The 22,386-nt window shown below is 38.1% G+C and carries 27 protein-coding genes; 1 reads left to right on the top strand and 26 read right to left on the bottom strand.

Annotated features, from left to right (window positions below; all coding sequences use genetic code 11):
- Positions 1–23: 23 nt before the first annotated feature.
- From AC58UX_RS29835 to AC58UX_RS29755, 17 genes are all read right to left on the bottom strand, one after another.
- Complete coding sequence (locus AC58UX_RS29835) at positions 24–467, bottom strand: GNAT family N-acetyltransferase (RefSeq protein WP_497259593.1); 444 nt, start codon at positions 465–467, stop codon at positions 24–26.
- 140 nt (positions 468–607) lie between these two features.
- Complete coding sequence (locus AC58UX_RS29830) at positions 608–1,141, bottom strand: GNAT family N-acetyltransferase (RefSeq protein ID WP_497259591.1); 534 nt, start codon at positions 1,139–1,141, stop codon at positions 608–610.
- Between the two features lie 78 nt (positions 1,142–1,219).
- Positions 1,220–2,065 (bottom strand): serine hydrolase domain-containing protein, encoded by an 846-nt coding sequence (locus AC58UX_RS29825; RefSeq protein WP_497259589.1) that lies wholly within the window; start codon positions 2,063–2,065, stop codon positions 1,220–1,222.
- Positions 2,066–2,262: 197 nt separating this feature from the next.
- The gene (locus AC58UX_RS29820; protein ID WP_497259633.1) at positions 2,263–2,457 is read right to left on the bottom strand and encodes a GNAT family N-acetyltransferase; all 195 of its coding nucleotides are present in this window, start codon (positions 2,455–2,457) and stop codon (positions 2,263–2,265) included.
- Between the two features lie 63 nt (positions 2,458–2,520).
- Positions 2,521–2,742, bottom strand: coding sequence for a GNAT family N-acetyltransferase (locus AC58UX_RS29815; RefSeq protein WP_497259587.1), 222 nt, complete (start codon positions 2,740–2,742; stop codon positions 2,521–2,523).
- A 492-nt stretch (positions 2,743–3,234) separates the two neighbouring features.
- On the bottom strand, positions 3,235–4,200 hold the full coding sequence (locus AC58UX_RS29810; protein WP_497259585.1) for a DUF4240 domain-containing protein: 966 nt from the start codon (positions 4,198–4,200) through the stop codon (positions 3,235–3,237).
- 197 nt (positions 4,201–4,397) lie between these two features.
- The gene (locus AC58UX_RS29805; RefSeq protein WP_497259583.1) at positions 4,398–5,222 is read right to left on the bottom strand and encodes a VanW family protein; all 825 of its coding nucleotides are present in this window, start codon (positions 5,220–5,222) and stop codon (positions 4,398–4,400) included.
- Between the two features lie 7 nt (positions 5,223–5,229).
- Positions 5,230–5,442, bottom strand: a complete 213-nt coding sequence (locus AC58UX_RS29800; protein ID WP_497259581.1) for a hypothetical protein — start codon at positions 5,440–5,442, stop codon at positions 5,230–5,232.
- 23 nt (positions 5,443–5,465) lie between these two features.
- Positions 5,466–6,074, bottom strand: coding sequence for a transglutaminase-like domain-containing protein (locus AC58UX_RS29795; protein WP_497259579.1), 609 nt, complete (start codon positions 6,072–6,074; stop codon positions 5,466–5,468).
- Between the two features lie 6 nt (positions 6,075–6,080).
- Positions 6,081–6,542: an N-acetyltransferase gene (locus AC58UX_RS29790; RefSeq protein WP_497259577.1), complete on the bottom strand. Its 462-nt coding sequence runs from the start codon at positions 6,540–6,542 to the stop codon at positions 6,081–6,083.
- Between the two features lie 328 nt (positions 6,543–6,870).
- Positions 6,871–7,056 (bottom strand): hypothetical protein, encoded by a 186-nt coding sequence (locus tag AC58UX_RS29785; protein ID WP_497259575.1) that lies wholly within the window; start codon positions 7,054–7,056, stop codon positions 6,871–6,873.
- 163 nt (positions 7,057–7,219) lie between these two features.
- Entirely contained in the window at positions 7,220–7,558 is a 339-nt protein-coding gene (locus AC58UX_RS29780; RefSeq protein WP_497259573.1) for a hypothetical protein, read from the bottom strand.
- A gap of 799 nt (positions 7,559–8,357) precedes the next feature.
- Positions 8,358–9,704, bottom strand: a complete 1,347-nt coding sequence (locus AC58UX_RS29775) for a hypothetical protein (protein ID WP_497259571.1) — start codon at positions 9,702–9,704, stop codon at positions 8,358–8,360.
- Between the two features lie 291 nt (positions 9,705–9,995).
- Positions 9,996–10,490 (bottom strand): hypothetical protein, encoded by a 495-nt coding sequence (locus AC58UX_RS29770; RefSeq protein ID WP_497259569.1) that lies wholly within the window; start codon positions 10,488–10,490, stop codon positions 9,996–9,998.
- A gap of 147 nt (positions 10,491–10,637) precedes the next feature.
- Entirely contained in the window at positions 10,638–11,024 is a 387-nt protein-coding gene (locus tag AC58UX_RS29765) for a DUF4304 domain-containing protein (protein WP_497259567.1), read from the bottom strand.
- A 150-nt stretch (positions 11,025–11,174) separates the two neighbouring features.
- On the bottom strand, positions 11,175–11,372 hold the full coding sequence (locus AC58UX_RS29760; RefSeq protein ID WP_497259565.1) for a hypothetical protein: 198 nt from the start codon (positions 11,370–11,372) through the stop codon (positions 11,175–11,177).
- 497 nt (positions 11,373–11,869) lie between these two features.
- Positions 11,870–13,120, bottom strand: a complete 1,251-nt coding sequence (locus tag AC58UX_RS29755; protein ID WP_497259563.1) for an ankyrin repeat domain-containing protein — start codon at positions 13,118–13,120, stop codon at positions 11,870–11,872.
- A 419-nt stretch (positions 13,121–13,539) separates the two neighbouring features.
- Here AC58UX_RS29755 and AC58UX_RS29750 point away from each other — a divergent pair, with 419 nt between their 5' ends.
- Entirely contained in the window at positions 13,540–14,250 is a 711-nt protein-coding gene (locus AC58UX_RS29750) for a restriction endonuclease (protein ID WP_497259561.1), read from the top strand.
- Positions 14,251–14,475: 225 nt separating this feature from the next.
- Here AC58UX_RS29750 and AC58UX_RS29745 read toward each other — a convergent pair whose 3' ends face one another.
- The 9 genes from AC58UX_RS29745 to AC58UX_RS29705 form a co-directional block, all read right to left on the bottom strand.
- Positions 14,476–14,913: an NUDIX domain-containing protein gene (locus AC58UX_RS29745; RefSeq protein WP_497259559.1), complete on the bottom strand. Its 438-nt coding sequence runs from the start codon at positions 14,911–14,913 to the stop codon at positions 14,476–14,478.
- 2 nt (positions 14,914–14,915) lie between these two features.
- Positions 14,916–15,440, bottom strand: coding sequence for a GrpB family protein (locus tag AC58UX_RS29740; protein ID WP_497259557.1), 525 nt, complete (start codon positions 15,438–15,440; stop codon positions 14,916–14,918).
- Positions 15,441–16,032: 592 nt separating this feature from the next.
- Entirely contained in the window at positions 16,033–16,662 is a 630-nt protein-coding gene (locus tag AC58UX_RS29735) for a hypothetical protein (RefSeq protein WP_497259555.1), read from the bottom strand.
- 267 nt (positions 16,663–16,929) lie between these two features.
- Positions 16,930–17,136, bottom strand: a complete 207-nt coding sequence (locus AC58UX_RS29730) for a hypothetical protein (protein WP_497259553.1) — start codon at positions 17,134–17,136, stop codon at positions 16,930–16,932.
- Between the two features lie 186 nt (positions 17,137–17,322).
- A complete protein-coding gene (locus AC58UX_RS29725) occupies positions 17,323–17,820 on the bottom strand; it encodes a hypothetical protein (RefSeq protein WP_497259551.1) in 498 nt (165 codons plus the stop codon).
- Between the two features lie 791 nt (positions 17,821–18,611).
- The gene (locus AC58UX_RS29720; RefSeq protein WP_497259549.1) at positions 18,612–18,764 is read right to left on the bottom strand and encodes a hypothetical protein; all 153 of its coding nucleotides are present in this window, start codon (positions 18,762–18,764) and stop codon (positions 18,612–18,614) included.
- A gap of 46 nt (positions 18,765–18,810) precedes the next feature.
- Positions 18,811–19,392, bottom strand: a complete 582-nt coding sequence (locus AC58UX_RS29715; RefSeq protein WP_497259547.1) for a DinB family protein — start codon at positions 19,390–19,392, stop codon at positions 18,811–18,813.
- A 513-nt stretch (positions 19,393–19,905) separates the two neighbouring features.
- Positions 19,906–20,616, bottom strand: coding sequence for a cysteine hydrolase family protein (locus AC58UX_RS29710; RefSeq protein WP_497259545.1), 711 nt, complete (start codon positions 20,614–20,616; stop codon positions 19,906–19,908).
- A 172-nt stretch (positions 20,617–20,788) separates the two neighbouring features.
- Positions 20,789–22,228, bottom strand: a complete 1,440-nt coding sequence (locus tag AC58UX_RS29705) for an aldehyde dehydrogenase family protein (protein ID WP_497259543.1) — start codon at positions 22,226–22,228, stop codon at positions 20,789–20,791.
- Between the last annotated feature and the right edge of the window lie 158 nt (positions 22,229–22,386).

The following is a 22,386-nucleotide window of genomic DNA, read 5'->3' as shown; positions in this document are numbered from 1 at the left end:
CAACAATATCATTTAACTTTGCCTTAAATTAAAATCTCCATCTTTTTATGTCTAATCCCATGCTTAACAAATGATTCGACTTCTAGCCATTCACCCAATTCAGTAAACCCAAGAGATTGCCAAAAGTTAATCGCTGTATTTCTAGAGTATAACTCAATATCTTTTATTCCCTGGGATTTGCAAAACCCAACGACTTCCTGCCAGATCCTTTTACCAATACCTTGCCCGCGATATTCTTTGGATATTGCAGCATGGTGGAGCTCCCTAATTTCATCATCGATCACAAGAACCATTACACCAATAATTGAATGATCTAAAATACAAACGAAATAATGTTCTGTGCCAGGTACTTTAAGTTGCTCTTGGGCTTCACGAGGCATTCCTAGAGGTTTAAATAATTCATTGAATAATAGTAATTTGGACTCATTTATTACTCTAGAGTCCACTGTCCTTTGAATTTTCAGCATACTTAACTCCCCCTCAGATCACCCAGTGTTTATGTTTTAAAGTTCCTCGGAATGAACGTTGGAGTACAGGGCTGCCAGGCGGCTGCCTTTCGAAGTTTAAACATGTTCGCCATTAGCGAAACGTGGTTAAACTATCTTACTTATTTATAAAGTTTCTTAATCATATGAATATCGTAGGGTTCTTTTGCGAATAGTTCATGATCTACTTCTGACGTTATTGTCGATCCGCAGCTTGAATAAAAATTAACTGCTGATTCAGTTTCTGTAGAGGAGATATATAAATACTTCGCACCTTTTTCAATAGCCACTTTGCTGAGCTCTTCGACTATTCGACTTCCAATTCCTTGCCTCCGATAATCTCGAGAAACATACAAAAGATCAATCTGAAGCTGATCGTGGTCCTTGCCCCTAAACTTATGAGCTAAGACACCGAATCCAGTCAACGTATCTCCAGCATACGCCCCAAAAGCTGTACCACCTTTTTCAAGCTCATACTCGAACCGTGAGATGATCTCGTTATAATCTTCTTCTTTCCAATTAGGACATTCGTGAGTAGCTTTTATTTCATCAAGAATTCCATCGTTACATTTATAGATGAAATTTATTGTTTCTGAACGATCGATATCTCGTATTTTATAAGAATCTTCAAGTTTCATTTGAATGATGGATACCATATTATCCCTCCTACGTGAAGTAACACGATAGCGAATAGCTTGACGTACTAAAAGAAAGAACAATTCGGTATGTACCAGTCAATTTAATATGAAATTTCTAAAATATTCCATTGGACTTGTACGATCAATATTTGTGTTGCTTGTAAAAACAGTAACAATGCGCTTATCCTTATTTACAATGATGTACTGACCGCCCATTCCTCTAGCGAAATATGTTTTACCTGTTTCGCCGCTATCATCATTGAGTATCCACCAGTGATAACCATACGAGGTTCCCTCGAGGTTTCTCATGTGAATTGCTGTTGATTCACGAATCCAATCAACGGGAATAAGAGTTTTTGAATTCCATTCTCCGTTGTTTAAATACAACAATCCAATTTTCAACATATCTTCACTCTTTATTGTTAAGCCAAATCCGCCAATTGCCACACCTTGTGCATCATGATGCCAATTGAAATTATGAATGGCTAATGGTGTAAATAAATACTTTTTCGCAAATGCAACTGTATCCATTCCGGTTGCTCGTTGCAATATTGCACTTAATACTTGAGAGCTACCACAGCTATATTTCATTACCGTTCCAGGTTCGGACACAAGCGGTTGATCCAGCGTAAACCTCACCCAATTTTTCGCCGGTATCATTGCTTTATTCCCTTGCCATCTCAACCCAGAGGACATCATTAGTAGATGTTTAATCGTAATTTCTTTTTTCGCATCCTCGATATCTTCAAAAAAGTCTGCTATTGGGACATTTTCATTTTTAATATATCCTTTTTGAATCGCAATCCCATACAAAGCTGATAAGATACTCTTCGTGATGGAGTATACCTTATGCTGTTTGTCCTTCATTTTACGGTTTCTATAGTATTCAAAGACCACAGAATCATCTTTATACACATGGCAGCTTTCGATTTTATCTTTCAATATAGCTCGTGATAGATCGTCCAATTTAATAAGTATTACTTCCCTTCACAATGTTCTCAGTAGCGTAAAGAGTGGAACCAATAAAATTAAGGTCGAAAAGCTAATAAATCCGCAATTCGTTTTTTTACATCTAACCATTCTTCATTGATAATACTGTAATAAACCATATCTCGAATATAGCCGTTATACAGAATACCTCATTTCCGTAAAATTCCTTCTTCTTTTGCCTCAATTCGAAGAACAGATTTGCGTGAGCGCAAGTTGTGCGTATCAACTCTAAATTGAACTCGGACAAGTTTTAACACATCAAAGCAATAACTCAAAAGTAAAAATTTAGCCTCTGTATTAACACGAGTACGCCAGACTTTTTTTGAATACCATGTCCACCCTATCTCAAGAGTGCTATTTCGAAGAGATACATCTTAGAATCGAGTCATACCAATAACTTCGTTGGACTACTTATCGATTACAACAAAAGGAACTTCTATGCCCTGTTTCCAATTAACCAGAGCTTCTTCAACATGAGCAACCATATCTTCAAACTTTTCCATTTGACTCGGCAGGTATGTCCATATTTCAATGCTGTCTACTGCACTGTATAAATCCATTGTGTGCTCACGAGTTAGCGGAATAAGTTTAATTCGCTCACCTTCCAATATACCTACTTGTACTTTCAAATGTAGACCTTCTAATCATAGCATTCTCTTAGTTACATTAATTTTAAAAATGACCAAAACTTCACCTATGCTCCTCATTTAATGCTAAAAGGATACCAATAATCTGTTTAAGCTGGGAAGCCCCTACTTGTTGAATCTTCCAAGCATATCCACATACTAGAACTTTCTCAATATACATCTTTTCGCCGTGATAACATGTTTGTAAAAACATATCGTACCCCAGTAAAAAGTGAACTCCACACCGAAGAACTGCCTACTGTTGGACTTTGTAATTAACCTTCTTTACTCCATATGGAAACGGCAGCAGTTTGAGTCCCGGGCTGCCATGAAGTAACTTAACATAACTGCCCGTTAGCGGAATGAAGCGCTACCACGCGGCAGCTCTTCAGATGTTGAATTATCGTTTCCTTTAGCCATCCATGCCACCCACGGCACCACAGATTATGGAAGAAATTACATTCTTCCATGGGAGCTTAACTTTAAATCCTTCCGTTATCGCCAACCCTCTTTATTTTGAAATGTTTCGAAGCTGCACCCTGTCTCATAATTATATTCTTTACCAGTTTTCTTGAAGTAAGAATCATGAGTGACAGAAAGAAGGATCTCGAAATCCTCGTCTTTAGGCATATTAGGTGGAGAGTAAAGGGCTGATTCATAAAAGGCTTTTCCTTTTGCGACAGCGGCACAACGAGCATACAAAAATCCGTCAGCAGAGATAAAATCTTTTTCCTCATTGTACCCAAATTCCCCAATATGCTTGGCATGCTCCTTCGTGTCCAATAAATAAAGCTTATAAGCCAAAGTTTCGTCGAATTTTTTAATATTCCCAACACTAGTTTTTGCGAGCTTCGTAATTAAAGGAGCAACGGCATCTTCTTCACCCTGTTGTTGAAGATCGAGCATAGATATGTAATTCCAAAATTCGTCATCTGACATCATTTGTTTTGGTACTTGTATTCGGTGTTTATTTTCTTCTTCCCGTTTGAGTCTTTCAGCTTGGATTTCATTCTCATAATTCTCTCGATCATACAGCCAGCGCCACTCTCGATAAACTGGATATACACAATAAGAACTTAATTTGCCGCTATAATTATTGCATTTAAGCTTCTTCTCATGTTTAGATACTGGGATATTCCCTAAATACAAAAAATCTTTTGGTATTTTTCCTTCATACCAGCTTATCGCAGGTTCGTTCTGATAACGAAATCGATTTTGCAAGAGAATCACTTGTAGCCGTGGGTCTGTAATCAACGGTATGTTTGAATCCAAGTAAGTCGTTACCGCAATAAGAAACGATTTCTCTATATGATTTATTATTCGTATCGCTCCATAACGTCCATCAGGTAATACGGCGGAAAATAAGTCACCAAGTTGAACAGTTGGTGTTTTAGATTTGGGATTTTCAATTTGAAATTCAGAGGAAATACGGTTGGTTTTCTTTCTGAAGAACTTGAACATCTTTCCACTCCTAATTTTTTTCGCGTCAAATTTATCATAACATTTTATTATTCAAAATTTTTAAGCAAAACTGCCTGTTAGCTCAGCAAACAAAAAACGGATGCATCGGCATCCGCTGTTACATTATCGTTCGCCGTTAGAAACATGCTTCAAAAAAATGGAAACCTGTCTCGAATGTACACAACTCCGAACTCCGACTAATTGGCTGCTCGTTCCTTAGGTATGTCGTCCAGGAGCTCATACCTGACCTCTGAATAGTTATTTATCAGTAGCTCTTGCTTAATTTCATTCCCGGTCTTTTTGTCAATGACACTTCTCCAAATCTCATTTTGTCGATAGTTTTTCCCTTCAACTTTCAGAAAGGTATGATTCTTTTCAAATACATGATAGGAATAAGACCATTCTTCTTCAATATGTACGGATCCTTTGAGATGCTCGTCAGTCAGCCAAACCTTGAACTGAATCGCTTGATCGGTCTGGTTGTGAAACCGGAGATCGATATAATTGTAAAAAACACTCGCCCCACTGCCAAACGGCAATGCGCGCTGATCGTCAGGAAAAGGGTCGAAGCTATGGTGGTGTCTTTCCCGTATTGTAAGCGGGGTATGAAGAGCGAGCCAGAACAAGAGATTGGCCAGCTGGCAAATACCTCCTCCGACACCGGTTTTGACTTCGCCATGCGACAGGAGAAGGCCTTCAATGTATCCTTTTTCCACAGTTGTTTTACCGACTAGCTTCCAAAATGAGAAGGTCTCACCCGGCTGGATGATAATTCCGTCTATATGCCGAATGCTTAGCCGTAAATTCGAAATTTTATTTTCCTGAAGAATAGGATCGCTAGAGCCCAATTTTCTGCGAAGTAGGGATTGATGCTTTTTGCAGGTATACGGCATCGTTTCTTCGATCCTTACTTTTGCAAACCTAGTGAAAGAAAAAGTATTTTGAAGATGCCGCTTTAAAACGAGCTGGGCAACACGCGCTTTGTACAAAAAAGGGAAATGTTCAAGGAGTTTTTGTCTCAAAAGGAGCTCACCATTTCTCCGGCCAACCCGGCCAGTTTGTTAATATTGCTGTAAATTCACTAACATCATGATTTCGAAATTCTCCTGTTTGTATATTCATCATGTAATAATGAATTTCCTTTTTCTGTAACGGGTACTGCGTCATACTGCCCGTTAGGTGAGCGAAAGGCTGCCGATCGTCCGGCAGCCTCCCGTTGCTGTGAATTGAACAAACGTTCACCGTTAGTTCAATTACACCAATATCTACAGAGTTGATGGTAATCCAGTAAGATACAAATCTATACAATTTGTATTTTGTTTTAGTGCTTCGATTGTTTTAGAATTAGGTAATTTATATATTTCTGAATAGTCTATTTCCTTGAATTCTTGCCGTATCGTAAAAGCCAATTTCTCTTCATTTATAGAAAATTCCGCATCGATACCAGGCTTATTTCCACGGGCATCAAGGCGAATCCATCTCCCTATACTTTTAATGTAAACGGCATTTAAAGCATGAATGCAGTACCCTGTATCTGGTGTATCTCCTAAAGTAAGTCGTTGATAACAAAAACCTGTAGGAATCCCTTTACTCCTTAATATGGCACATAATAAATTAGATTTAGCGTAACAAATACCTTCTTTATAAATAAGTGCTTCCGAAGCTTTACAGGTTATTCGTGAACTTTGTATATCCCACGAGTGAGATATTCTATCACGAACAAATTCATAAGCATTCTTTACAAAATCATCCTCATTCAAGGATACAGAAAATAATTTTGATGATTTTTCCTTAATAGAAAGATGATCAAAATCAATTTCTTCCGTTTCCACCAAATAATCTTCCAAAGAATCAGATTCACATGTTATTGACATAGCACATCACTCCCCTCGAACCGTTATTTGCATAGCAATTTCATCACACGAATTGAATTTTGAGCAATGGATACAATCTTTCCATATTTTTTGTGATAATGTTTCTCTTTCAACTTTGGAAAATCCACATTTATAAAAAAATGCATCTTGATATGTTAAAGCAATTAATCTATTGATTCCAAGTTTTCTCGTTTCCTCAACGATTGAATTAACTAATAACCGTCCAATTCCTTTAAGCGATACACTAGGACTTACAACCAAGGACCGAATTTCAGCTAAATCAAAGTCTAATACATGTAAACTGGCTACTCCAACTACTTCATTATTTTCAACTGCAATATAAAAACATTGAATGTGTTCGTAAATAGATTGGCGAGTACGATGCAGTAATTGTCCTTGAATAGCATACATTTCAATTAATTTGAACATTGATTCTGAATCGCTCATAACAGCCTTTCTAATATGCATAGTTTATCATCCCTACTTATGTTAAATTGGAAAACATTAGTACATGAATAGAATTATTATGCATTAAAGTGAATATTTATTCAATAATTATTTTTTCGATATTGTTCAACATAACTGCCCTTTAGTTCAATAACAAAAGAGACCCACAGCAACGGGCTGCGGGTCTAAGTTTATATTTTAAAGAGGGTCGGTTTTTATTATATACTTTAATGATTAATACCAAATGAAAATAAGATTTCAATCGTGTGACATTTACTCAACTCTCGTTCACCGTTAGTAACGATATCCCGAACACCCTTGGCGAAATGCCGATCGCGTGGTGCAAATCCTATTTCGGACTTCTTCGGTTTCTGGAAAAGACCACGAGCGCGGCAATTACCATCGCACCGAAACCCATGGTTTTGGCTGACTCGGATTCCATTCCCAGCAACATGCAAAGATTGGTAACCAAGCTTTTCGTTAGGAGTGCAACCACAATCAGAATGATAGGACGAATAATATTGTACTTTTTCATATGTACCACCCTTTCCTATGTGTCTGCTAATTTAATTCTTTGCTTCCATTATTTAGCTTGTACAATTCCATTTGACCCTTTATTAAACAAACCTGCCCATTTCTATTATAAACAAAAGAGGAGTTGCCGTGAAGCAAGCCCCTCAACTATCGTTTTCAGTTAGTTAAATCGACGATGCTATATTGTTTTCAAAATAATCAAAGATTAGTTGATTCAAGCCCAAAACAATAGATAAAATATTTGTAGTGAAGAATATCGAAATTAAAATAATAATATATTTCCCCTTCAAATGTTTCTTCAACAGATAAATATTGACTATAACAAATAACGATAAATAAGCAGCCATAAGAATAATTGATAAACCTGGTCGTTTGGGTCCATCCATCATACCAACAAAAAGAACAAAACTTATAAATAAAACAGAAATAAAAAGAGCTGAAATAAGTGAATTAATTAAAACAAAACATATCATTCTTTTCATTCCCATCTCATTCTCTTCCATCCTTGTTAGACACCCCTCCAAAGAGATTAATGGAAAAATTTGCTGTTAACTTTACCACACAACGATTTTTATTAACGTATATTTTCTGATTTCATACAGTAACAATTACTGTACTTAAACTTATAACCGAAATATACTGTACTTTGGATTATTTAAAAAGTCCAATCTTTTTCTAGTACCTATGGACCTTAATGACCTTGGAGTGCTGAGGGGATAGTGTTAAACTAATCTGCCCGTTAGCACAACGCGGCTGCCAATCCATGTCGGCAGCCGCGTCAGATTTTGGGGAATATAATGCTTTTCCCCATTTCCCAAAAATCATTAGTTCAAGTTCATAATCATTTACACCGTTTAGATAAATTATAAAATGGTCTTTCCCACCATCATCTATCGCGGATACAAATTTTCCATCTATACACTGCTAATATCCAAGTTTAACAGCAGGTTCTGAATATTTTTTTGAATCTGACAATGTATATATTTGACCATTCCATTTCAATGATTTTGGCGAAAAATCACATGATGCTGATATTCCAATAAGACTCTGTTCCTCACTTAATCCCGACATATTAAATGAAGCAGGTTTAGATGTTTTCGATTCTTTAATTAAATTGCTTGCTATGCAACCAACACCAAGAGTTACTGCAAATGTAACAAAAACGAAGATCTTTGAGATGGTCAGTATTTATTCACCTCTTTGCTTGTTTTTGTCACCATTATACCCGTGCTTACATTTCATTAAACTATGCTGCAGTGTGCCAGCAGCCAGTTCAAGTATTGTGCTATCGTTGAGTTTTCACTACTTTTCGAGGGAGTATATGCCTTTTACATTAACATTCAGTCCGAAATACGATACGCCATTATCCCATACATAAAGATCGCTGCTAGTTATCATGTCGATTGATAATTCGTATTTTCCATCACTGAAAATCATTTCTGAATAAGAAGGGGTAGCTTGACCGGAATCAATATTACCAATATTAACTCCTCCTTTGTTTGCTGCCTCTTTATTCGGTGCATAAAAAGCATCAAGGCTGAACATAAGCCCGTCACCTGAAATTTTTTTGATTGTTAGAAGGGAGCCATCCAATTCATTTGATCCCTCGCGCTTATAAGTTCCAGGCTTCATACGTTTCCATGCATTGGCTACACTGTCCTTTGGATCAGTTTTCAGTCCATTCATTACGTCCTGAACCGATAAAATACGATAAGGAACACCGTCCCTGGCCTTTTTTTCAACAGTTTTATCCTGTAAAAAACCTGAGTCGTTCTGCTTAAAAATTAATATCTTCGAAAACGGTATAGCTCCCATTTGGCCCGCACCAGTCATAAAGTTAACGATCACAATAATATCTTTTCGACTGTCGCCGTCTACATCTCTGAAGGATACAGCAGAAATAGAATCAAGTATAGGAGACCATTCTAGTTCATATTTTAATTCCGACAATGAGTTTCCATTTTTAATGTAAAAATGCGGTTGGTCTTTTCCGTTCTTTTTTTCGATTGTCGATATAAACTCGGAATCCCCTAAACTTTCAAAGTTCACGTGGAATGACTGATCTTTCAATGTATCCCCAATTATTGAATCCGATGTAGTGTGTTCAACTACTTTAGAATATCGTCCATCTACTTCTACAAAAGCGCCAAAAGGAATTTCTTTCCCTTTTGTCATAACAGTAAGTTGGTGGTCTACCATTGAAATGTGTAACTCAAAATCACTGTTTTGATCTTTATATATTGCAACACTACCACTTAAAATTGCTGTTTCATCGGCTAGTTCGCCGTTTTGACCCTCTCCAGAGCTAGAATTCGTTACATGGTATGCATTAAGCGAGAACAACAACTTCCCATCTTTTATATTCTTTATTTTTATAGTAGATATATCATTTTTTGTTGTTCGATCCCATTTCCAAGTTCCGAGCCATGCTGATTCGTCTACAAAGAATGATGGCGAATTAATGGGTTGTTGGGTATTTGTGATAGGGCGAACTTCGTCATACTCCCGTTGCTTTGACATTGAGGCTACATTATTCTGATTTGGATTGGTTGAAGTAGGCAGAATAGTCGTACTGAGATCCGAATTATCATTACATGCAGACAACATCAAAACAATTATTACAATTAACATTAAAGAAGAGAATCTCATTAAATTTCCTCCAAAATAAATAAACGTATATTATTAACAAATAAAGGAATATTTCTTTATGTGAATTCTTCATCCCCACCACGTTATCCTGCCTGTTACTTCAGCAAAATAGGGACCGTCTGACTGCGCGGCAGCCGACGATCCCTATATTACTTAATGCTTCCTTTTCAAGGGTAACTTCCCCATATACTTCCTTAATTATCCTGCCCGTAGCTGAACGCGCCCTTTTAATCTTTTCGGGAATCGGACAATGTTCTTGTCATCCGACATAATTTTATCAAGGTTCTTCAATTATTTATTGATAAATGGTTCGGTTTCGCGACCCTCTTTGTCTAAATAAAGTTTATTTTTTCCGTCAGCATAGCTCCAAACAAGTTTTCCATTAATCTCAAATATGTGGATGTTTTTGAAATTTTCGTCGGAAAGATAAATTTTATAACCTACTTTGCTTTCAATTAGATTAATAATTTCCTGGTATCTTACTGGTAGTTGTTCACGATGAATTTCTCCAGATTCGCGAAATATCACAGCAAACTGGGTTCCATTGCTATCTTGAGCTACAGAAATAAAGGGGCTTTTAAAATACGGCATTGCAACTACTTCCGTTAATTTTAGTGACTCTAATTTTTTTTGATATCCTTCGGGCACATACAACGTATCTCCGGCGACAACATCACCACTATTATTACTCTGGACTTTTTGATTACTACAACCATTCAGGGTTAAGTTGATTAAACTCAAGACCACCAGTAGCATGAGTACTCCACCTTTAAAAGGTTTTTTCATCGGCATTCACTCCTTTTTTACTTAGACGAAAACCTTCTTTTTTTGTTTCAATTTAACTAATCTGCCCATTTAATGACGAATAGGAGCCTCTACGTCGCCTGCTCCTCCACATGTGCGCCCCTATGCTTAGCGAAAGTTAGTGACGGACTAATAATCATCCGCGTCACTAAGACTTTTTAACACCTTGTTCGCTACTTTGTCGTAAATATTGCCAAAGAAACTACGTTTGTAGTATCTAAACCACTCGTCCTTATCTCCAATCCTTAGCCTATTATCGGGATGTAAATCATGTGTGGTCACTTTGTTCGGAGGAACTTTTTCACCCCAATGATAGGTATGACCCTCTGGTGAACAAACTGCTATCTCGATAATAAAACCACCACCATATTTATCGAATTGAAATGTTAAAAGGTCTATTTTCTTTTCGCTTATTCTTCCAAAATGAGGAAAAGCACCCTTAAAGCCGCGGTCGCGTAAGCTGGGAATAACGACGTTTTTGAGTGCACTTATCATTTTATCTCTATCAATAGACAACTTACCCCCCCCAACTTTTTCTTTGTTTATTTAGACGCAGGGCTCCATAATTCGTTGCATTATCCTGCCCTTACTTCAGCAAAATAGGGATCCTCTGACTGCGCTGCAGCCAGCGATCCCTATTTAAGTAATGTTTTCCGTTAGCTTAATCTACTTTCCCCAATCTGGAAAAAGTCCAAATAAAACCCATGTGAAACCAAAAAGCAAACAAAATACTCCAATAACTCTTGAGATTAGTAGCCCGTTTTTTGTAAATCCTATTTTTTGATTAAATTGACCTCTCGTGAACTTAGGGAAAAAAGTATTCCAAACACCGAAAACTAAAATAAGAATTCCACCCAGAATCATTAGATAACCAAACCTCTCTTTAGATCAGAAATGACTTATGCAATAGAACCTGCTCCACCGTATAGCTATCGTTATCCGTTAGCTTAGGGCTTTGGTGGACGATTGTATGGTATGTACATTGGTTTGATTCTGTCAATATTCTTTAGTTGTTCATCTGCGTTCCAGTTATCACTGCGTCTAGTATGGAACAACCATTTCGCACCTTTAGATAACCATTCCATTCGGTATGTTTCAAACGTATAAAGCATGTCATCAACGCCAAACTCAAAACTGCAACATACGCATATCTCGAATGATTCATTACCCTTTTCATCATATGGTTGCTTTTCTAATTCGTCATAACCACAAACTGGACAAATGTAACCCATTTTTTCCTCCAGAGAAGTTAGATTAGTATATTTATTTTGAACTATCTGTTACCCGTTAGCTTAACGTATCTTTGAGGAGAATTAAATCTTTTTATCCTTGTTGTAACGAGCAAAGTGAACAAATCAATACTATGTCGACTGCCCTTCTAGAAGCATAACGATTTCAGCCCTTAGCTTCTCATCTACAATGTTTTTAGCTTTATCAAGCGGTTTAACTCCGTTCTTGTCTTTCGTCTGTGTCTTCGCTCCATTACTCAACAACAATCGGATTACCTCGGCGTTTCCTTCCATTGAATGCTGATTGAACTCCACGGCGTAAGAGAGCGCTGTATTGCCTTTCTCGTCGAATGCATTGACATCCGCGTTGGCATTGATCAACATTTCGACCATCGTATAAATACCCTGAACGGAGTCATAGCCGTATGGATTAACCGCTCTCATAAGTGGAGTCATCCCCGACCAATTACTTTTCGGCATTAGTAAGGGATCTGCCCCGTGCTCGAGCAATAATTGAACAATTTGCCGAGACTGTGGCATACTCGCAAATACAGCTGACATCAAAGGTGTTTCGCCATCCGCGTTGGTAGCGTTCACATCGGCTTTATATGCTATGAGATTTTTTACAATTTGGACGCTCTCATCGGTTAAGCCAGAATTGGCAAAAGGATGAAGCGCCGAAAGCAGAGCTCCCCCACCTAAATTCGGATCGGCTCCCATCGCAAGCATTTTGTTAACCAAACCTAACTGTTTTTTGCTCGATACCTGCATGAGCGGGGTCATTCCATTTGCACTTACATTCACCTTGGCATTAGCATCCAGAAGACTTTCCGTTAAATATATCGCTCGTTCAGCAGCATAATGCAGCGGCGTGTAGCTATTGGATTCATCGATGATATTGAGATCAACTTGCTTTTGAATCAATAGGTCGACTAAATCGGCAACATGCGGATTGCCTTGAAACATATGTGACATTTTAAAAATCTGAAGAAAAACTTGGTTGAGATCGATTGGCGCTATCGCATCGACTTGTTTTTTAGTTTCAGTCAGATCCCCGCGCTCCGCCGTTTCAGTTAATTGGAGGGTAGTCATCTCAATTCGCGATTGGAGCTGCTCTGATGGCGTGCCAAACTTTATGGAAATTTGCTGCTCTTCCTCATTGAACTCTACTTGGGCTCTCATACTTTCAGCTATGAAACGGATAGGCACATAGGCATGTCCGTTATAGTTCAATACGGTGTATTCACTATCCAACTGCTTAGCAACCCCATTAAAAAGAAACTTCACCTGGTACTTAATAGCTTGAATGCCATCAGATGCATATACAGCCGTAGATAATGTAATACCCGCACCCAAAATCATCCCAATCACTATTTTTTTCAATGTATACTTCATCCTCCTAGATAAACTAAAGCTCACGTGAGCCAAAAGTGCTCCATCAATTGCGTTCAGTGTCATCAAATAATAAGATTGGAAAAAAATAAAAAAGCCCCAATTTGGTTCGATTATATAGAAGACATATAGTATCTCTTCAAATATAAGTGTACCATATAATGGAAATTTTACGGCAATATTTATTTAAATCTATCTGTGTTTTAATTTGTTATCCTAAACCTACGATATAGAACGCCCCCTTTTCCATTTCATTAATCTGCCCGTTAGCTTAGTGTCAAAATCAACAATGTGATTTAACCAGAGCCTTTTTCAAAGAGTCAGGTCACAAATTGTAGATTATTGCCAGACAGTATGGTACATTTTTCCTATGATGGATAATTTTAAAATGGCACCTAGGGGGAATAACTTTGGCAAGACGCAAAAAGAAACAAGATCCAATGGATTCATTACTTCAATTAATATTTTTAGTAACTTTCTTTGGGACATTTTATTTTACGAGAAATTTAATTGCTTCAGCAATCGTCTTTTTTATTAGCCTTGGAATTCTAATTTCAGTAATGTATTACAGAAAGTCAGTTAAGGCAGAACGACTTAAAAAGTCAGGTATTGCAGACATTGATAAAATGGATGGTATTCAATTCGAAAAATATTTAGGTCATTTGTTTCAAGCCCATGGCTACAAAGTCCAAGTGACTCAAGCAAGCGGCGATTTCGGTGCAGATTTGATAATCGAAAAGGAAAGTAAACGAATCGCTGTACAAGCCAAAAGGTACACAAGTAGCGTTGGTTTAAAAGCTGTTCAAGAAGTTGTACCTTCTCTTGCTCATTATCGTGCGTCTGAAGCATGGGTAATCACCAATAGCAAGTTTACTGAGCAAGCTAAACAACTAGCAGCTTCGAACAATGTTAAGCTACTTAGTCGTAATGATCTTGTAGAAATGATACTTAAAATGAATCCTGGGAGCGCACCTTCGGCAAAACAAATTATTGTAGAGATTCCTACACAAGAACATAGTTGTACACGTTGTGGTAATCAAATGGTATTACGAAAAGGCTCAAAAGGCGCATTTTATGGTTGTTCAAGTTTTCCAAAGTGTCGTAACGTGATACAAGCATAAAAGCACGAGAACCGCGGCATGTATTTGCTGCGGTTTTTTCATGTATGTATTGAAAAGTAATTCACCAAATTTTGTCGCTGATTCGAGCACATTCGATATCAACGGAAAGAGATATAAGCAAACAATCAACATTAACTATGAGGAACTAAGTCAATTTACAAGGACTTCTTAACAGACAAAAATGTAATTACTGGAAAGTAAACTGTTTTTTTACGCTATCCTAAATTATCTAGATTCTATGTAAATAGGATATGATGTTGTGCATACCGATAAATCTTTCAAGTATTCACGTGCCTCCAGCGGAAAAACTCGATAATCCAATAAGTGCATTAATGGCAACCATTCTATTCCCAATTGACCAGAGTCAGGAACATCGCCCACACCAGCGGTTTCAATGGAGCTGGATGAGCATAAAAATATAAATTCAACCTGATGAATTCTTTTTGCCTCATTGATTAACTCCCTGATAAATACTAGATTTCCTACATTTACGTCTATCCCCAGTTCTTCCATACATTCTCGTCGAACATTCTCAGTTAGGGTTTCCCCATATTCTTGACCACCGCCTGGTAAAGAATAGAACACACCTTGATCATCTTGGTACTTTATTGTTAGCAATTTATTTTCATTAATCAATATTGCTTTTGAGGCATTCCTTATCAAAATTAAAACCTCCTATTGGTTATTTCTGCATGCCAAGAAAGTGCAAGTTGTTCCATCTCACTTACAAATGCTTTTTTTGCTGGACTATATTCACTTGTGTTTTCAAAGCGATGAGCTATTTCTTCTTTAAAACGACTGTATCTAGAAACCTCTTCTGGATGGCTTCGCAGATAATCTCGAAATATGAGATGCCTTGCAATCTGAGGATTATCAAATTGATAAAAATGAATATGATGAGTTCTATTTTCCCCACCTTTTCGAAATAACCTTCTACCTGGAATGCCCCAGTCACCAGCAACATCGTATCCGAGTGAAATCATTTCTTCATTGAATGAATCAACATATTCTATGTTACTTACCAGACACATCATGTCGATTACAGGCTTGGCACTTAAGCCTGGAACTGATGTACTACCAAAATGTTCACTTCGAGATATTACTTCTCCAAATATTGTCTTTAAAAATTCAGCCTCATTTTGAAACATCTGAATCCATTTTTCACTATAATTAGTTAGTCTTACCTTCATGAAATACCCCCTAGTTTAAAATAAATTAATACCTTAATATTCCATATCATGCTTCACTATCCTGCCGTTAGTGTAATGAAGTCAGACGAATCATTCGGTCGATTGACTTCATAATGATTGTATTTTCTAATCCCGTTGCTTGAGCAAAAGTTATTAGTAAAATGCGCTCGCGCTATTTCAATCCAAGAACCTATACCACATCTCGATTTACGGGACATAAGGGTGAATGGATTCCTAAAAAGTGAACCATAAATATGTATTGTTCTACAACTGTGGAGAACATATCGCTTTCATGTCCTCCTTCGGAAATCTATGCAACTTCTTGTCTTTCGGAAAGGACAAGAAGTTGTATCCATAAAAATAAAAAACCGCGTAAACCGCGGCTTCTTATACATATATGTTCTTGTCCTCCTACAATTTCTCATCCAATCGCTAAATTTTGATTCTTGTTGCATAACTGCCCGATAGCGTAATGAGGCTGCCACTCGTTTTCGCGGCGGCAGCCTCATTTTATAGTATATAGTATATTGAAGTTACGTTCTCCCGTTAGCTCAATGAACATTTTATTTACAGGGAACTAATATTACCAAATTTAATCCAGAACATTAATAGTTAATTCAGATTGTATAAAATAATCTTTGCCTTCTTTAATACCATAGCCTGGTACGTCACTATTACCATCGCCTGGTACGTTACTATCCTTGAGTTCCACATTTACTAGATCAACTAAGTTAAAGTTAACATTAGCCGTTATTTTGTAAGTGCCTTTGGGAAGAAGTAAATCTTTTTCTTTATAAAACTTTTCATAAAAAGCACTATTAGGATCAACCGTAGAGTAACCACCTGATTTTACATATTCTTTCCGATAATTAATCCCCTTCTTTAATTGAGAAATGTGAGGCCCACCTATTTCAGCCCATCCCCCAACCGCTTCAAACCATCCATCCAACTGTTTAATGTTAAAAGCTATATAATCAAACGAGTGTGCTATCCATATCTCTTCTTGGTCCCCAATACATGTAAAATTTGCCCATATTTTAATTGGTTCGTTTGATTGATATGTCGCTTTGTCCGAATAAATCTTAAGCTCAAAATCGTTCATTTCTGTATCATTCGTGTTTTCTTGAGCTTGATATGGTTGTTTTTGACTGGTAATGTATACAATGTATATGGATAGAGTAATTAGAAATACAAAAAACGCTATACCAAATTTTACTTTCATGCGATGATGCCCCTCTTCTTAGTTGTAATTCATCACTATTCGGTTGGAAAATAGAAAACCCTTTGTTTATCCGTGTGGTAATTATTGAAAGTATTCTGCTCGTTCGTTGAAAAAAGGCAACCGACCACTAGGTCGGCTGCCTTCTTTTGTTGATATTGAACTAACGTTACCCGTTAGATTAAGCGTATTACTCGTCACACGGTGTTATCCAAATCTTATGAATCAACTTCCCATCCACTAAATCTAAAGAAGTATTAACATTAATCTTTATATTGTTATAGCGCGTGCCCATTTTGGAAGGTGCTCGACTAAATATGTGTAAACTTTATCATCGGGAGTTGCATACCCAACGTTAACTCTATAACCTCCTGCAAAGTCAGAATGTAGTGAATCTGCCCATTCATAAGCTTCCCGAGTAGATTCAAATATTTTACTTGCTTCCTTGTAACTCTCATTAATCCATTCAATGTCCATTCGGATCCCCTCGCAACTTCAATGGAAAAGGCAAGCCGATCTAATACACCATCTGCCGTCATGTCATGATCGTTATCCGTTGTAAATCATATCGAATGCCGAATGCCCGAAGCAAGAATACGATGTCCTTGCTTCATTTAATCTAGATAAATTCTAATGGTATTCGTTTAACTGAAGACTGCTATCTTATAGATAAGCACCCTTTGCTTCTGGTAATTTTTTATACTCCTCTTTGTTCTTTACGATATTAAAAATAAAATTTCGTAATTCAAAAAACTGTTTTGCATCCTCTGTAATTTCGCAATATCGGGTCGTGTTCTCTATATTTTTTACAATGCCATTTATCCTAATTTTCCACACATCCTCTGCATGTGGTTCTGCGCTACAACTCGTGTCAGCAACTAGTTCTTTTGGGTTTAATACCTTAATCTCTTTCATAGCTTGATAAATACTGATTAATTCTTCATTTGAAAAGGTCACATCGGCATTAGCTGCCCCATCACCAATTAAATCTTTAACCACCATCCCATCAAAGGAATCAATTTTATTTTTACTTCCTACTCCATAGCTAACTGAGAAAGCAAAGTCAGTTGGCATCTGGTCAGGCATATGGGATTCTTCTTTTGAAGTACAGCCTGCAAACAATAAAGTTATTACGATTAGAATCGGAACTAGCTTTCTCATAAATTCAATCTCCCTCGCACCACATCACGTTTGTACAGTCGAAAATATAGACGTAATATGGAAATTAATGGTTCACTATTCTGCCCGTTACTTTAATGCACAGAAAAGCGCTACCGCCGTGGCATGTTACTTCACTATTGTCCCTCGCTTAGTCAATGTTAGCAAGATTGTTCAAATACAGTAAGAAGAATAAAAATGATACAATAATAGCGAATATACCTCTTATAAGTTTCACTTTCATTGATTTTATTCTAAGAAAGAAAAGGGCGGAAAGAAAATATGTAATTAGCCCTGCTAGAAATGATGTAACTAATACAAACGGTAATCCCAAAAGTGTCATAATCTCCCCCCCCCTTTATACTAGTTAGACACTGTAAGAACACAATATGTTTCATAAAAACACTAAACTAACCTGCCCGTTACTTTAATGGCCCTTTTACAGTCGAATAAATTACTACAACTCAAACCTTTAACATCACCACGATTATACACCAATGTTTGTGTCCTAAAACGATTATGCACCTATGTTTGTGTCTTGAACTCGCGACATAAACATAGGTACTTTCAAATAAAAAATCCCCAATTTATGGGGATCTTAAAGCACTATGTTTGTGTCGCCGGACAACTAATTAACAAAATAAAAGCAACTGCCGGGCGGGCGAAATGCCGGCGCAGTTGCTTTATTTGGATTATGTATAGCTAAATCCCAAACCCCATATCCCCAACAATGAATGGTAATGAAACTAGTCCTTCTTTTGCAATTTCAATTAAACCATAACTCGATAGTTGGGTTACGTCTTCTCCCCGCATATCCATTCCATGTAAAAAATAATAAGTCCCCACTCACGTTTTTGATCTTCGTATCCTTCAGGAAAAGAAAGCAAATAATCCATCTGGACTTTCTTTTTTATTTCCATACTTAGCGTATTTGCCTGAATTGACATTTCAAAAATTCCTCTCAGATAAAAATAGCTTCCGTATCCCCGTTTGTTAAACTTTTCTGTTTGATTTTTCCTTTTCCTTTTGCAACTTATCCTTTATACGAGCACATTTATTTAAATGCAAAAAATTATGTCTTGTTGCTGGCATCTGTAGTACAAGTCCGGCTATTGTCTTCTTGCTCCAATATTCAGCAATACCACTTGCTTCTTGAAGTATAGCAGTTTCATCAAACAACCTATTAATTCTATAATCTTGAACTTTAATTCTGAACTCGCCTGGTTGCAGTGACGAAATGATTTGTCGGGTTTGTTTTCCCACAGCTATTCTGTAATCTAATAGTGAATTTATATTAATGACTGAACTTAGTTCTGCGATATCGTCATCACACATGTAATTACCGCTATGGGCAAATCTGATGTTCATTTTTTGTAGCCAATTATCGGAATGAAGCACCTGCTGACTGTCTGTAACTAAAATATTCATCGTCATGTCTTCGACTCTTGCAATATGCCAGAGATGCCATACGATTGAATTCTTTGTATCTGGTGCATTTACTGGATACTTCCTGAATGCACTTTCCTCCAGATTTTCCAAAACATCTTCGAAAGTATTGATTCGGTCGCTACTCATTTTCGATGAGTACAACCATGCATGGTGATTGAAAAAAAGCTCAAAAATGATTCGGAGTTTATGGTTCTTGTAAGGTAGAAGAACACATCGGTGTACACTTCATTATCCTCGAAGAATCGCTGAACGGCTTTCATCGCGGTCCAGTAATGATCCTCCTTGATCTCGTTTTCAAATTCGATATCTCCGTCGTTCGGCGTTTCGTTCAGATCCAATTGGTTTCTTAGTACAAGATACAGTTAATAAAAATGAAATAAGTAATAGGACAAATACTATCTTTCTACTCATCAACTTTACCTCAATTCCTGTATCATATGATACCTCATATTGGAACCCAACTGCCCGTTAGCTCAACAAGTTACAGGCCAACCGGCTGCTTGTTGGCAATCGGACAATGTTCTTGTCAACCGACATTCTTACTGTTGTTGATTTTTTACCAAAAGAAAAACCGCCCAATGTGGCGGTTTATTCTGAACTATCGTATCCCGCGAGTACAACGGCGAGTGAGATAGAAAGCTATTCAACTGCCGAGAGTGCTTGTAGAAGCGAAGCGGAGTCCGATACCCAACCGAACATTCTTTCTATTGCAAGAAGTCTTGCCTCATAATTGTTATGACCGAACGCTTCCGCTGTACAGTCAGCTAGTAAGAGGCATTGATAGTCTCTGTAAAATGCATCACGAAGAGTTGATTCGACGCATACGCAGCATGTGACGCCAGTGAATATCAGTTGCTTAATCCCAAACTCTTTCAGGATTGCATCGAGCGCCGTCTCGAAAAATCCGCTGAATCGGTGCTTCGAAACAACGATGTCATAGGGCTCGGGAGTGAGATCGCTTATGATGTCCGTGTTCCAAGTGCCTTTAATCAAGTAGCGACCCATTCCCCCGTTGGGTAAATCGACCGACTCGCCAACCCCACCGTTTCTGAAACGGTTTGGGGCTTCTGGTCCTCCGAGATTAGAGAGGTCGCTCTCGAACTCATGTTTCAGATAGACAACCTTCAGCCCGGCGGAGCGAGCGGAGGCTAGGACGCGTACAGTCTGTTCGACAGCTTCACGAGACGATGAAAGCGGAAAACCCGCTCGGGCAAACATACCTCCATCAGAAATGAAATCATTTTGCATGTCCACCACGATAACCGCTGTATTGGTCGGGTCTAGAGTCAATGGACCTGGTCTTGCATTGACCTGCACGTAGGATGCGGACTTAACGAATTCTTCGCTCACTTAAATTCCTCCCAATATCTAACGGCCCCTAGCGCACCTGTCAAAATCAGCGTTTGTTCGCTGGTGGAAGCGGCAAAAACCGTTGAGATTTTCGCGGTTTTAATGAGATAATGTTTTAGTCACCCGACACCTCCCTTTCAGAATACAAAACAAAGCTCATTTAATAAAGAAATCATTCTTGTATGGATACCCACTTGAACACTGTTAACTCGTCGATGATCCACGGAAAACCAAATCTGCCAATGCCAGATCCTTTAGTCCCGCCAAATGGAACATCTCCCTGCCATTTGATAGGTGAATCATTGACATGAGTCATGCCTGACTCGATTTGAAGTGCCAAACGTTCTCCTTTCTGTAGATCTCTTGTAAATATCGAACTGCTTAATCCGGCGTCCGTTTCGTTCGCTAGCTCAATTGCATGTTCATCCGAGTTCGCTTTCATTATTATGGCGATAGGAGCAAATAACTCTGTCTGCGCCAATAGGCTTGAATTGTCAACGTCGACGATTACATACGGAGTTATGATATTTCCAACTCGTTTGCCCTCGAGAGCAAATTTCGCTCCCGATTGTTTCGCTTCATTGACAATTTTCATCGCTCTTTCGAGTTGCTCCTCATTAATCATCGGTCCGATAAACGTCTGAGGATCACTAGGGTCGCCGCACTTAAGACTTATCGATTTCTCCACAAATTTAGCAATAAAATCAGGATACAGATTCTGGTGTACAATCATCCTATTCGCCGCCATACAGATCTGACCTTGATGAAAATACCTACCGAAGATGGCCGCATCTACTGCCCTGTCTACATCGGCATCGGCTAATAATACTAGAGGAGCGTTTCCTCCTAATTCCAAAGCTACCCGTTTCAGGCGCTTGCCCGCGAGTTCGCCGACATGCCTGCCAACCTCAGTAGATCCAGTGAAACTTATAAATCCCGGTATGGGGTTAGTTATCATCTCGTCCCCGATTTCAGAAATATCAGTCAGAATCATATTAAAAACACCATCTGGAAGCCCCGCTTCCTCAAAGGCTTTCGCAAGGATTGAACCTCCGGTTAACCCAACTTGTATATCTGGTTTGTGAACAACCGAATTTCCTAGGGCAAGGGCAGGACCGATCGTTCTTATAGATAAACTCAGAGGGAGATTAAAGGGGGAAATCGAAGAAATAACACCAATCGGCACACGATAAACTCGATTCACTTTACGATCGGCAGCTGCCGGTACATCCTTCACTTTATCCATTTCATCCGCTATTTGAAGAGCGCCTTCCAACTCGGCAATCGCTGTCCAATGTTCTCCATAAGCTTTAGGAATCGTACCTCCCGTTTCTCGAACAATGACACTAACAATCTCGTCTTTATTGGCATTTAAGTAATCGACAGCTTTCTGAAGGATGGCTTTCCGCTCAGCCGGCGATGTTTTGGCCCAAGCTTTTTGAGCTTCCTTCGCTCGAATGAATGCATCTTGCAACTGACTTTTTGTTGCTAAACGAACTTGCGTAATGATTGAATTGTCATATGGATTCAGAATTTCATACGTCTGTTCACTCATGCCTTCTGTCCATTGCCCATTGATATAACTCTTGTTCAGCTCTACATAATTTTGCACCATATAACTCTCCTTTTTCATTTATTTGAAAATCAATATCGCTCTCCCCCTCAGTATATGGCTCCTGAAGAGGCAGGCGATATTAGCTGAAAGTTGTATAAAAGGAGAAAAAAGCCCCCAAGCCTTTACACTTTTGCTAAGTGTCTCGGCGATGAGGG

The organism is Paenibacillus sp. J22P90 (assembly GCF_059692195.1).
Note: the sequence above shows the minus strand (reverse complement) of the source record. Positions and strands in the feature narration are given on the sequence as shown.